Here is a 12,161-nt window from a genome sequence, read left to right as displayed (position 1 = left end):
TCAATACCGTCTATCGGTGGTGTTTTATCAATCGCTTGTTGTGCCCTGCGCGGCACGTCGCTGCTGCGCGAAGTCGAGCAGAATGTCGACGAACGCGTGGGCCGACGGGGTCAGCGGCTCGTCCTTGCGGGTAACGATGCCGTACTCCAGCGCGGGCAGGTGCAAGGGGCTCTGCAGTTCCTTGAACTGGCCACTGCTCAGCTGTGCGGCGACCATCGACCTGGGCAGCATCGCGATCATCGGGCCCGATTGCAGCAACTGCAGGAACATCGGCATCGAGATGGTCTCGACGCTGTCTGCCGGTGTGGCAATACCAGCCACCCTGAAGGCCTGTTCCAGGCGATTGCGAATTGGCGTGCCCACGGGGTAAAGCACCCAGGGCCACTCACCCAGTGCCTCCACCGGGGTGCTGGCCAGTGCATTGAGCGGGTGGCGGCTGTTGACCACCAGGCTGAAAGGCTCGGGCTCGAGGGGTTGATAATCGAACAGCTGGCTGAAGCGTTCTTCCGTGAAGCGGCCGATCATGATGTCGAGTTTGTTCTGCTCCAGCATGGCCAACAGATGGTCACTGGAGTGCTCGACCACTTCGATCGAGAGCAACGGGCTGCGTGCCTTGATGGCGGCAATGGCTTGAGGCAGCACCACGGGGGTGGCCGCAAAAATGCCACCCACGCGGATGAACCCGTGCCCGCCCTTGCGCAGCCGGTTGACCTGGTCGACAAACTGCTGCGAGTCGCCCAACACCCCTTGGGCGTAGCGCACCACATACTCGCCAAGCTCGGTGGGCGGCATGCTGCGTGGCAGGCGCTCAAACAAGGCGAAGCCAAACTGCTCCTCCAGGTCACGCAGCATTTTGCTCAGCGCCGGCTGGCTGAGGTTCATCCGCGTAGCGGTGGCGTGCATGTTGCGGGTGCGTGCCAGGGTGTCGATCAGCACCAAGTGCTTGTAGCGGACCCAGTTGCAGAAGCTGGAGTGGGTAATGTCCGACGGCATCAGAGGGCAACCTCGAAAAGGTGTAAAGGCAGGGCTATTGCGTGCGCAGGTACTGCAGCAACCTGTCCAGGGCCACGGAATTGGGCCGCGAGCGCAGGGTCAGCAAGCCCAGGTTGGCCATCGAGATCGGCAGCTCTACCGGCAGGATGGCGACCATGCCGTAGCGCGCATAATGCTCGGCCACATCGTTGGGCACCACCGCAATCATCTCGGACGCCTCCAACATCGCGGTGGTGGCCAGGATCGAGGCGGTCTCGACAATGTCCAGCGACTGCACCATGCCGCCCGCCTGCAAGGCACTTTCGACCCGGCGGCGCATGGGGCTGCCGATGGGGTGCAGGATCCAGGTCAGGGCCACCAGGTCGGCCAACTGCAACGCCTTGGCGTCGGCCAAGGGGTGGCCGGCGCGGGCGATGACGCGCATCTGCTCACCGCCCTCGAACAGTTCGATGTTCAGGTCCTGGCTGTCGCTCTGGTCGGGCAGGCGCCCGACCACCATGTCGAAATCACCGCGCAGCAGCGCCGGCAACAAGGTATCGCTGGTGCCGACTTCGAGCGAGATACGCACCTTAGGGTGATCGCGCTTGTAGGCCAGCACCGCCTTGGTCAGCAAACCGGGCACCGGCCCCATCACACTGCCCACCCGCACCAGGCCCAAGGCACCGCGCGCCAGTTCGGCGATCTGTGCCTGGGCATGTTCGAACTCGTGCAGCGCGTTCTGCGCGTAGCGGATCATTACCTCGCCATACAGCGTTGGCTGCATGCCACGCGGCAGGCGCTCGAACAGGCGCACGCCCAGGCGTTCTTCCAGTTGCTGCAGCAGCAGGCTGGCCGCCGGTTGCGTGGTGTGCATCGCAGTGGCGGCACGGCGCAGGTTGCCGAACTCGCCCAGGGCGTTGAGCAAGGTGATCTGGCGGCTGGAGATCTTCAATGTGCCAAGGTTTTGCGGCAGCGCTGGGCTGTCTGCGGGCATTTTAGACATATCAATTCCGATATCCCTACTTAGGAATTGGCGATTATGCCTATATCGCTCGACAACCTACAGTCGAGTCTCCCACTGCCTGACCAGAACAAGAGTCCGCCATGAGCATACGCATTACCCACCTGAGCGTCCGTGACATCCGCTTCCCGACTTCGCTGTCGCTGGACGGCTCCGACGCCATGAACAGCGCACCTGACTACTCGGCCGCTTACGTCGTGCTGCACACCGACGCCGACGCCCTCGAAGGCCATGGCCTGACCTTCACCATCGGCCGCGGCAACGAAATCTGCGCGGCTGCGGTGCAGTCGCTGGCACCGATGATCGTCGGCCTGACCCTGGAAGAAATCACCGCCGACATGGGCGCGTTCTGGCACCGTTTCACGGTGGGTGACAGCCAGTTGCGCTGGCTTGGCCCCGAGAAAGGCGTGATCCACCTGGCCACCGCCGCCATCATCAACGCCGTGTGGGACCTGTGGGCCAAGCACGAAGGCAAACCGGTGTGGAAGCTGCTGACCGACATGACCCCAGAGCAACTGGTGCGCTGCCTGGACTTCAGCTACGTCACCGACGTGCTGACCCCCGAGGAAGCCATCGCCCTGCTCCGCCGCCAGGTGCCAGGCAAGGCCCAGCGCGAAGCGCAAATGCTGCGCGAAGGCTACCCCGGCTACACCACCGCCCCCGGCTGGCTCGGCTACAGCGAAGAAAAAATGCGCCACTTGGCCCGCGAAGCGGTCGCCGACGGCTGGACCCACATCAAGCAGAAAATCGGCGCCGACCTGGAAGAAGACATTCGCCGCGCCAGCATCCTGCGGGACGAAATCGGCTGGGAACGCACCCTGATGATGGACGCCAACCAAGTCTGGAGCGTCGATGAATCGGTGGCCAACATGCGCCGCCTGGCCGCCTTCGAGCCCCTGTGGATCGAAGAACCCACCAGCCCCGACGACATCCTCGGCCACGCAGCCATTCGCCAGCGCATCGCGCCCATCGGCGTGGCCACCGGCGAGCACTGCCACAACCGGGTGATGTTCAAGCAGATGTTCCAGGCCGGCGCACTGGACTTCTGCCAGCTGGACGCGGCCCGCTTGGGTGGCCTGAACGAGGTGCTGATCGTACTGTTGATGGCGGCCAAGTACGATGTGCCGGTCTGCCCGCATGGCGGCGGGGTCGGGCTGTGCGAATATGTGCAGAACATCGCCTTGTTCGACTACATCGCCGTTTCGGCATCGCTGCACAACCGGGTGCTGGAATACGTCGACCACCTGCACGAACACTTCCTCGACCCAGTGGTAATCCGTCGCGGTCGCTACATGCCGCCACAGCGCCCGGGCTACAGCATTGAAATGCACGCTGACACCCTGGAGCGCTACCAGTACCCCCACGGCGCGGTGTGGCTCGACATCAACCGTTCCTGACCTACCGACCTGGGTGTGCCGCCGCAAGCGCGGCACACCACCAGCACTTAATTACGGGGAAAAAAACAATGACAATCCTCACCGGCACGACAGCGGCCACCGCGCCTGCCGTCGCTACCGAACAGCGCCTGAACGGCCTGTTGCTGCGCAAATTGATGCCACTGCTCATCGTCGTCTACGTGATGAGCTTCCTCGACCGCACCAACATCGCCTTGGCCAAGGCCAGCATGGGCATCGACCTGGGCCTGTCGGCAGCGGCCTACGGCCTGGGTGCCGGGCTGTTCTTCCTCACCTATGCCCTGGCCGAAGTGCCGAGCAACCTGATCATGCACCGGGTGGGCGCACGCTTTTGGATCACCCGCATCATGATCACCTGGGGCCTGCTGTCAGCGGGCATGGCGTTTGTCCAGGGGGAAACCTCGTTCTACATCATGCGCCTGCTGCTCGGGGTGGCTGAAGCCGGCCTGTTCCCCGGCGTCATGCTGTACCTGACGTACTGGTTCGACCGCGAACAGCGTGCGCGCGCCACCGGCTACTTCCTGTTGGGTGTGTGCCTGGCCAACATCCTCAGTGGGCCGCTGGGCGGCGCGCTGCTGGAAATGGACGGCGTGCTGGGCTGGCACGGCTGGCAATGGCTGTTCGTGCTTGAAGGCCTGCCTGCGGTGGCGCTGGCCTATGTGGTGTGGAAGAAGCTGCCCGATGGCCCCGCGTCGGCGCCTTGGCTGTCCGCTGCCGATGCCCAGGACATCGAGCGTCGCCTGAGTGCCGAACGGGCTGCAGCGCCGCAACAGAGCAAGCTGGGGCAAATGTTTCGCGACAAGCAGATCTGGTTGGCGATTACAGTGTATTTTGTGCACCAGATCACCATCTACACCGTGATCTTCTTCTTGCCAGGCATCATCGGCACCTATGCCGCGCTGTCGCCCTTCCAGGTCGGGTTGCTGACCTCGGTACCCTGGATCGCCGCCGCCATCGGCGCCGCCACATTCCCGCGCCTGGCGACCTCGCCCAGCCGTTGCCGTACCCTACTGTTCTTTGGTCTGCTGACTATGTCCGCCGGGTTGCTGCTTGCTTCGCTGTCCAACTCCTTCATTGGGCTGATCGGCTTTTCGTTGACCGCCTTGATGCTGTTCGTGGTGCAGTCGATCATCTTCGTCTTCCCGTCCAGCCGCCTGAGCGGTAGCGCACTGGCGGCGGGCCTGGCGTTCGTCACCACCTGCGGACTGTTTGGTGGGTTTGTCGGGCCGTCGGTGATGGGCCTGATCGAAGAGGCCACCGGCAGTACCCGCAACGGCTTGTGGATCATTGCTTCGATGCTGGTGGTAGCGGCACTGATCAGCACCCGTTTGCGTCAGGGGCAGGAGCAGTAGCTCGCCCTCATTTCAAGTGCTGCGAGCCGCCCTGCCCTATTGGCCGGCCGCAGCGCAGCTCCAGCGCTTGAGCCAGCTTTTCCAGAGCATGCTGCAACGCATCGGGATCCTCGCCCACCCAGGTCAGTGCCAGGTATTGCTGATGACGCACCTCCGCGCTGTGCTGCCCGCCTGGGACCACGCGCAGGGCGGTGCCTGACAACGCCGCTACCACGTCATCCAGTCGCAGCGGCCAGCGGGAGCGCAACCACAGGGTCCAGCCGCCCTCGGGCATGTCGAACGTCACGTGGTCGCCCAGCTCAAGCTTGAGTTGCCGGCTAAAGCACGCCATGCGCCGTTGCAGTTCTGCCCGCAGCCGCCCCAACTGGGTCTCGATTTCACCTTTGCCAAGCAGATGAGCAAGTGCCTGCAACCGCAACGGCGCCAGCTGAAACGCACGCTGGGCGAACGCCTCGGCCAAGCCGGCATGACGCCCCATCACATAGGCGTAAGGCGCTTCGCCCCCCACTGCGGCCTCGAACGACCCCATCACCAACAGCCAGCGTGGGTCGACCCAGTCGCGCAGGCGCGCATTCGGTGGCCCGCTGTAACACAGTTCGCTGTCCAGGTCGTTTTCCAGCAACCACACCGGGTGGTCGCCAAGCAGTTGGCCAATCTGTTGCTGGTCGTGCTGCGACATCAGCCTGCCCTGGGGCAGGCTGAGGCACGATGGCATGATCAGCATGCCCACCGGCTCGGCACTGAGCAGCCGTTCCAGCGCCTGCACATCCGCCGTGCCGCTGTTACTCAACGGTACCTCCAGCACGCGCATGCCACAGCGCTGCAAGGCGCGCAGCACCGGCCAGCAGCACGGCGATTGCACCAGCACGGTGGCGCCGCGCAAGGCCAACGCTGCCAGCAGCATTTCCACCAATGCCTGCACGTCAGGGGCAAGGTGCACCTCCTCGGCACGCCAGTAATGGCTGGAGGAACGGGTATAGCGCTCGGCCAACGCATTGCGCAGCCGAGCACCGCCGACCTCTTCCACCGGGGCGGTGCCACGCGCACGCTGACGTGCCAGGCGCCGCTCGTGGGTAAACAGCGCCCGCTCTAGCATCGAGTGAGCGGGCACATGCCATGGCCCAGCCACCGCTTGCACCGGCGAGCCGCCAGCGTGGGCGCGCACGAAGTAACCCGACCGCGGCACGCAATGCACACGGCCCTCATCCTCCAGCAAGCTGTAGGCGCTCTGCACAGTGGCCAGCGATACGCGCAAGCGCCGCGAAAGCGTGCGTAACGACGGCAAGCGCCATGGCTCACGGCCTTGTGCCTCATCGATCAGCGCTTCAAGGTAGCGGTACACCTTCCGATAGGCGTAATCGCCGGGTACCGATCGGCCCATCAGGGCAAGCCCTCAAAGGCGGGCCTTCCTGCAGCGGGCGGGCGCGGCAGCCACTTCAGGTGCACATCGCGGCGAGCCAGGTTGGCCATCAAGCGCCTGGACGACGGTTGCAGGCACCCCTCATAGATCGCCCGCAACGGTACCAGCGCCAGGCCGCTGGTGTTCACCAGCCAGTCCTTCACCGCCTCGGGGCACGGCTTACCCTGCAAGGCCCGGTGCAGGTAGGGCAACGCCACCAGCATGTCGGGATGACGGCATCTTAAAAAACGCTCAAGGCCTTTTCCCTGCCGGGCGAAAGGGCTAAACAGCAGGCACACCAGTTGGGTCTGGCTGATGCCGTAGGGTTTGCCCAGGTGCGCGGAGGTTGGCTCGCGCTGTCCGCCGTCGCTGCTGGGGCTTGCCAACCGCAATGCCGGCCGATGGATCATCGGCTCGAGGCTGCGCACGCGCAAATCGTGCAGTTGCATCACGGCCCGCGAATCGACAAAGGCCGCCAAGGGCCAGGCGTCCTGGGCCGCATCGAAGCAGCAGCCCAGCATGTGATCGAACTGCTCGTCCTCAAGCAGGTGTGGCAGCAGGTCGTCGATGGCGATCACGCGCAAGGGCGCCTCCTCGGTCGCCATGCTGCTTGAAGCATCCACGCGCTCCAGGGGTGAGCCGGCAACCCCATGTAACCTGCCCAGCCCGTTGGCCAATGCCGACAGGCACTGGTGCACGACGTGGGGGCCACGCTCCCCTGCAAGACGCAGGCTCCGCCGCGCCCAGGCCAGGTAGCGGCGGCGCTGGCGTGCAGGTACGGCAGTAATCAGCACATCGGCCCGCGGCTGCGCCTGCAGCGCAAGGCCCACTGCGCCCGCCAACTCCAGGTGCAGCCGGCTGCCCAGCAGGGCTTCTGGCCTGGCATCGACCCCGTGGCCGAACATCAGCATGGCATTGCGCGCCAGTGCCCAGCGCTCCGGCGTAGCCGACAGCCGACGGCTGAAAGGCACGACTTCACAGCCTTCGGTCATCTGCAGTTGCACCCGCGGGTCATCCTGCATGAACAAGGCATTGAAGCTGCGTTCATGGTTTTCCAGCACGGTATTGCCGGCAGCAGGCAGGTTGACCACCAGTACCCGCAACTGAAACGTCACAGGGGCACGCAAGGCGATACTCAACTGGGCGGCACGCAAGGTGGCCAACAGGTGGGCACTGCGCCGGTCAGCCCCTTGCAACACCAGCAAACGGAACGTGCCAATGTATTCGGGCCCACCGGCAGCCACCAGCAATCGCTGAATCAGCAACTGCAAGGAGGCACGTTGCGCCTGGGACATATGGCTCAACAAGCGCTCGAGCACTTGCTGGTAGATATAGTGCATCGCCTGATCGTGAATAGCGCCCACGTAATCACCTCATCAACTTCATGTATCCATCACACCGGCAACTGCAAACAGTGCAATGCGTCCTTCCTGAAGAAATTCCCTACAAACTACGGGAAATAATGACGTGACCTGCTCTGTCGCCAAGCCATCGAAAAAAATGCGCCGCACCGATGACCGGCTGCTGCCATACGCTGCCCTAACTCGGGCATAGCCATGCTCATTCCACGCTCCTTGCGCAAACTATCACTGGGCCATTATCGAGCGTTGGATATCGAATAGAAGATACAGATCAGCGTAAAAAAACCATTCAGCAAGCACTGGAACACACAATGGTCCGGGGGCCACAAGTATTCAACTTGATTTTCCTTCCAAGATATTACGACAATAAAAAGCAAACGCTTAAAATATGTAGTCTCCGTACTTCTTAATTGTAGGATGCGTCTGATTTTTTATGGATATAGCATTTGGGCATTGCGCCCACCAACGCACAAAAAACCCGGGACGTTGCCCGGGTTCTTGTGGTCTTCAACCCCCCTTCAGGAAGGCTGTGCCATATCCAGTACCACCCGCCCGCCACACGGGCATTCATCCATGTGCCGATGCGCCTCGACCACCTGATCGAAGGGATACACCTTGATGATCTGCGGTTTCAGCAACTGATCGGCGGTGAACTGGTTGATATCCCGCAGCGCCCGCTGCAGCGCGACCTGGTCCTGGCTGATACCCAGCTCCGGCTTGCCGGTAAAGTTGCCGATACAGTGCACATAGAACTGGATGTTCTTCTGAAACGCCGCACAGGCCGGGAACGGTGTCTGGTTGCCGCCTTGCAGGCCGTACAGTACCAGGCTGCCACGGGGGGCGAGCACATCGCCGAGCAGCGACATCTGCGGCCCACCCATGCCATCGAGAACCATGTCCACGCCACGCCCGTCGGTGTATTTACCAACCTGCAGCAGCAGGTCCTGCTCCTCGGTGACAATCACCTTGTCGGCCCCCAGGCCCAACAGGTAGTCGCGCTGTTCAGGCTCCTTGGTGGCCGCAAACACCTTCAACCCCAGCGCCTTGCCCAGTTGCACGAACGCAGGCCCGGCGCAGTGGCTGGCATCAGTCACCAACGCGGTTTGCCCTGCCTTGGCGCGGGCCAGGTCGACATACGCGAAGTAGGCAATCAGCAGCGGCGTGTAATGCACGCTGGCCTCGATCGGCGTCAGGATACCCGGGTAGCGGGTGATGGCTGTACGCGGCAGCACGATCACGTCGCCATAGACCGGGTGATCATTGGCGCTGGTGGCCGGGAAGCTGGCGACCCGGTCACCCACCGCAATATCCTCGACCCCTTCACCGACAGCCGTCACCACACCCGCCATCTCATGGCCGATCCCCGCCGGCAGGCGGGCTTGGGACGGTGCCAGGTTCTGACGCCAGAGCACGTCATACCAGCTGACGCCGATCGCCTCGACGCGGACCTGCACCTCGTCGGCGGCGGGCGACGGTTCGGCCTGCTCTTCGCAACGGAGCACATCGGCTGCACCGAACTTGTGGAAACGGATCATGCGGGACATCGCATACCTCGCCTTGTGAACCTCTATTACCACGGACTTTATCCGGGCTTTGGCCGTTAGACCATCAGTGGTCATTAATAGTCGACATGCTTGTCATCGATTGGGCACCTGACATTCATCTGAATTGGCCCCCGGAAATCGGTGCAGGGTAACAGCCTTTGGCCTTAAGATTCACCCCTGCCCCACTTTAGGCGAAGCGCACCGATGAATCGAAACGACCTGCGTCGTGTAGACCTCAACCTGCTGATCGTGTTCGAAACGCTGATGCACGAGCGTAGCGTGACCCGTGCTGCCGAGAAACTGTTCCTCGGCCAGCCGGCCATCAGCGCGGCCCTGTCGCGCCTGCGCAACCTGTTCGACGACCCCCTGTTCGTGCGCACCGGCCGCAGCATGGAGCCCTCGGCGCGGGCGCATGAAATCTTCGCCCTGCTCTCCCCGGCGCTGGACTCGATCTCTACCGCTGTCAGCCGCGCGGCCGAGTTCGACCCCGCCACCAGTAATGCTGTGTTCCGCATCGGCCTGTCGGACGACGCCGAATTCGCCTTGCTGCCGCAACTGCTCAAACGCATCCGTGCCGAAGCACCGGGTATCGTGCTGGTGGTACGCCGGGTCAACTACCTGCTGATGCCAACGCTACTCGCCTCAGGGGAAATCTCGGTGGGCGTTAGCTACACCAGCGAGCTGCCAGCCAATGCCAAGCGCAAGGTGCTGCGCCGCAGCAAGCCGAAACTGCTGCGCGCCGACAGTGTGCCCGGCAGCATCACCCTGGACGACTTCTGCGCCCGGCCGCACGCCCTGGTGTCGTTTGCCGGTGACCTGTCCGGTTTCATCGACGAAGCCCTGGACGAGATAGGCCGCAAGCGCCATGTGGTGCTCGCGGTACCGCAGTTCAATGGGCTGGGGAGTTTGCTGGCCGGTACCGACATTGTTGCCACGGTGCCGGATTACACGGCGGATGCGTTGACGGCTGCCGGGGGGTTGAGGGCTGAGGACCTGCCGATCGAGGTGCGCAGTTTCGAGCTGCACATGGCGTGGCGGGGGGCGCAGGATAATGATCCGGCAGAGCGCTGGTTGCGATCGCGGATACAGATGTTTTTTGGGGATCCTGACAGCCTTTAAGGCGATTTAGAGGCATTGAAAAGCCGCCTCCAGCGTGGCGAGCCATGTATCAGCGATTGTTGTCGAGCATTGTCGCAGGAACGCCCGTTCATCACTGGGGGGATGTCGACGAAGGCGGCTTTCGCATCGCCTCTGTTCTGGCCAAGGCATCAGCAATCGTCGGTCATGCGTTCATGCCATGGCCCCTGACCACGTCCCCGTGAACATGAGAAAGCCGGCCTCGAAACGAACACTGACCCGGATGACCTGCGACATGAGCAGCCTTCCATTCGGCCTGCACGATCTCTGCAGAAAACCGAGATTGATAGCGTAAGGATTACGACCTCTTCCACACGCCCAGGAGAACACTCATGCCTGCCATCCGCGTAACCGCCACCCTCACCTCCAAGGGCCAGGTCACCTTACCCAAAGCCGTCCGCCAACTGCTGGGCCTGAATACCGGCACCAAAGTCGCGTTCGACGTCCGTAGGAACGAAGTCGTAGTCAGCCGGGTGGGGGCCGATCACGAAGACCCTGCCATCGGCGCATTCCTAACCCTGTTGGAGGCTGACATCTGCAACGGACGCAACATCACCGCGCTACCGGACGACCTGGCACAGGCCATGCGCGCCAACGCACGCCACCCTGTGAACCTAGACGAAGAGATTAACGGTGAGGTCGCGTTTTGACACAGCAGCATGGCTGGACGCTGCTGTTCAAGACAATACGCTGGGCAGCGCATAGCGACTGGCACGAATCCAATGCGTAAGCTGCGGCCTTAACCACGCCGCCTAACGCTCAAATGGGCGCTAGCACAATCAGTTCACGTGCCATCGAACGCTTTCTCTCAACTGCCTACCGCCGGCTGCTGTGCCTTAGCCAACGTCAGCAACAAAAGGCCAACCAGCAGCGCTGCCATCAAGTTGTAGAGCATGCCCGTGACGAAAGCCGCCACGTAGTGACCTGCCAGCACGACCCCGCCATCACCCGCGACCAGCGCCTTGTTGAACAGGATGCCCACTACCCCTACTCCCAGAGCCGCCCCCACCTGCTGAACAGTCGAGATCACTCCCGACGCCATACCGGCCTGGGCTTCATCGACAAAACCCAATACCAGGTTCAGCAGTGGCGTCATGATCAAACCCTGACCGGCGCCGACCACCATCAGCACGGGGATCAACCCCGTGGGCCTCAGGGCCGCACCCGCCATCCAAACCTGCGCAATCAATAGCCCGATCGAAACGGCATACACCATCGCACCTACAACGATGGCGCTCGCCCCCCATCTCGCCACCAGCTTGGGCGCGACGAGCGACGCCAGCACGAACCCCACGCTGCAGGGTGCGAAAATGCTACCCGCAGTCAAAGGATCAAGCCCCAGCCCGGTCTGCACCAACAAGGTGAAGCACAAGAAGAACGAACTGGACGTGGAATACACCAAAAACACCAGCAATGCGCCCAACGCGCGCCGGCACGATGTTCACGCCCCCTCTGCAGGCATGCGCAAGCTGACCATTGACGGCAAGATCGAGCTGTTCGAGCACACCTCGCTGACCATCGACGAAGATCGCCACCTACGCCTGGTGGTCTATGCCAAGTTAGCAGAGCCTTCCGTCGCTCTGCAGGCACCCTCTGGCTATCCACAGGCCGAATAGAGGGTGAACAACCAGAAAAGGCGCTCCGCCATGAAGCCAGCAAAACCACATACATTACTGCTCGCGTTGTGCCTGAGCCTGGGTGCCCCCCTTGCCTTGGCTGCCACAGACCTTAACGATCAGCGCGCCCCGGGCACACAATCTCACGACAATGGGCACATGAACGGCCAAGGCGATGCGACAGGCTCAGGAAAACCAGGCGATAGCCTGGGTACCGGTGATGGCGGTACTGATGACAATGGGACGGACAACACCGGAGGTGACGGTACCAACAGTGGCTCGGGAACCGGCAGTAATGGCTCTGGTGATATCGGTACAGGCTCGGGCAGTGGAAGCAGCGGCTC

Annotated in this window: 11 protein-coding genes; 5 read left to right on the top strand and 6 right to left on the bottom strand. The window is 62.6% G+C overall.

Going from position 1 to position 12,161, the window contains the following annotated elements; translation table 11 throughout:
• Positions 1 to 27: 27 nt before the first annotated feature.
• Both MFF34_RS14505 and MFF34_RS14500 read right to left on the bottom strand, forming a co-directional pair.
• The gene (locus tag MFF34_RS14505; protein ID WP_238214849.1) at positions 28 to 993 is read right to left on the bottom strand and encodes a LysR family transcriptional regulator; all 966 of its coding nucleotides are present in this window, start codon (positions 991 to 993) and stop codon (positions 28 to 30) included.
• A 34-nt stretch (positions 994 to 1,027) separates the two neighbouring features.
• Positions 1,028 to 1,975 (bottom strand): LysR family transcriptional regulator, encoded by a 948-nt coding sequence (locus tag MFF34_RS14500; RefSeq protein WP_238214848.1) that lies wholly within the window; start codon positions 1,973 to 1,975, stop codon positions 1,028 to 1,030.
• A gap of 101 nt (positions 1,976 to 2,076) precedes the next feature.
• On the opposite strand from MFF34_RS14500, the gene MFF34_RS14495 reads away from it, so the two are divergent.
• Positions 2,077 to 3,390 carry an L-fuconate dehydratase gene (locus MFF34_RS14495; RefSeq protein ID WP_238214846.1) on the top strand — a complete coding sequence of 438 codons (1,314 nt, stop codon included), beginning with the start codon at positions 2,077 to 2,079 and terminating at the stop codon, positions 3,388 to 3,390.
• A gap of 68 nt (positions 3,391 to 3,458) precedes the next feature.
• On the top strand, positions 3,459 to 4,760 hold the full coding sequence (locus MFF34_RS14490; RefSeq protein WP_238214843.1) for an MFS transporter: 1,302 nt from the start codon (positions 3,459 to 3,461) through the stop codon (positions 4,758 to 4,760).
• A gap of 7 nt (positions 4,761 to 4,767) precedes the next feature.
• On the opposite strand, the gene MFF34_RS14485 is transcribed toward MFF34_RS14490, so the two are convergent.
• The 3 genes from MFF34_RS14485 to MFF34_RS14475 form a co-directional block, all read right to left on the bottom strand.
• Positions 4,768 to 6,141, bottom strand: coding sequence for a GntR family transcriptional regulator (locus tag MFF34_RS14485; RefSeq protein WP_238214840.1), 1,374 nt, complete (start codon positions 6,139 to 6,141; stop codon positions 4,768 to 4,770).
• On the bottom strand, positions 6,141 to 7,523 hold the full coding sequence (locus tag MFF34_RS14480) for a hypothetical protein (RefSeq protein WP_238214834.1): 1,383 nt from the start codon (positions 7,521 to 7,523) through the stop codon (positions 6,141 to 6,143). Before MFF34_RS14480 ends, MFF34_RS14485 begins: the two co-directional genes overlap by 1 nt.
• 515 nt (positions 7,524 to 8,038) lie before the next feature.
• Positions 8,039 to 9,064, bottom strand: coding sequence for a zinc-dependent alcohol dehydrogenase family protein (locus MFF34_RS14475; protein ID WP_238214832.1), 1,026 nt, complete (start codon positions 9,062 to 9,064; stop codon positions 8,039 to 8,041).
• A 204-nt stretch (positions 9,065 to 9,268) separates the two neighbouring features.
• Between MFF34_RS14475 and MFF34_RS14470 the strand changes: the two genes are divergently transcribed.
• Both MFF34_RS14470 and MFF34_RS14465 read left to right on the top strand, forming a co-directional pair.
• Entirely contained in the window at positions 9,269 to 10,183 is a 915-nt protein-coding gene (locus MFF34_RS14470) for a LysR family transcriptional regulator (RefSeq protein ID WP_225935653.1), read from the top strand.
• Positions 10,184 to 10,533: 350 nt separating this feature from the next.
• The gene (locus MFF34_RS14465; protein ID WP_238214830.1) at positions 10,534 to 10,851 is read left to right on the top strand and encodes a type II toxin-antitoxin system PrlF family antitoxin; all 318 of its coding nucleotides are present in this window, start codon (positions 10,534 to 10,536) and stop codon (positions 10,849 to 10,851) included.
• Between the two features lie 158 nt (positions 10,852 to 11,009).
• Here the strand turns inward: MFF34_RS14465 and MFF34_RS14460 are convergent, their stop codons facing one another.
• Entirely contained in the window at positions 11,010 to 11,600 is a 591-nt protein-coding gene (locus MFF34_RS14460; protein ID WP_238214829.1) for an MFS transporter, read from the bottom strand.
• On the opposite strand from MFF34_RS14460, the gene MFF34_RS14455 reads away from it, so the two are divergent.
• A complete protein-coding gene (locus tag MFF34_RS14455) occupies positions 11,590 to 11,817 on the top strand; it encodes a hypothetical protein (RefSeq protein ID WP_238214828.1) in 228 nt (75 codons plus the stop codon). The genes MFF34_RS14460 and MFF34_RS14455 overlap by 11 nt on opposite strands.
• Positions 11,818 to 12,161: the final 344 nt, after the last annotated feature.

Origin of the sequence: Pseudomonas sp. PAGU 2196, assembly GCF_022179005.1 — a bacterium.
GTDB classification, from domain to species: Bacteria; Pseudomonadota; Gammaproteobacteria; order Pseudomonadales; family Pseudomonadaceae; genus Aquipseudomonas; species Aquipseudomonas kermanshahensis.
The sequence above is the reverse complement of the archived record's forward strand: the minus strand, read 5'-3'. Positions and strand labels throughout refer to the sequence as shown.

Bases quoted from the DNA above. Each gene is read 5' to 3' on its own strand.
- MFF34_RS14485 (WP_238214840.1), bottom strand. From the start codon at position 6,141: ATGGGCCGATCGGTACCCGGCGATTACGCCTATCGGAAGGTGTACCGC.
- MFF34_RS14475 (WP_238214832.1), bottom strand. From the start codon at position 9,064: ATGTCCCGCATGATCCGTTTCCACAAGTTCGGTGCAGCCGATGTGCTC.
- MFF34_RS14465 (WP_238214830.1), top strand. From the start codon at position 10,534: ATGCCTGCCATCCGCGTAACCGCCACCCTCACCTCCAAGGGCCAGGTC.
- MFF34_RS14470 (WP_225935653.1), top strand. From the start codon at position 9,269: ATGAATCGAAACGACCTGCGTCGTGTAGACCTCAACCTGCTGATCGTG.
- MFF34_RS14495 (WP_238214846.1), top strand. From the start codon at position 2,077: ATGAGCATACGCATTACCCACCTGAGCGTCCGTGACATCCGCTTCCCG.
- MFF34_RS14505 (WP_238214849.1), bottom strand. From the start codon at position 993: ATGCCGTCGGACATTACCCACTCCAGCTTCTGCAACTGGGTCCGCTAC.
- MFF34_RS14500 (WP_238214848.1), bottom strand. From the start codon at position 1,975: ATGTCTAAAATGCCCGCAGACAGCCCAGCGCTGCCGCAAAACCTTGGC.
- MFF34_RS14490 (WP_238214843.1), top strand. From the start codon at position 3,459: ATGACAATCCTCACCGGCACGACAGCGGCCACCGCGCCTGCCGTCGCT.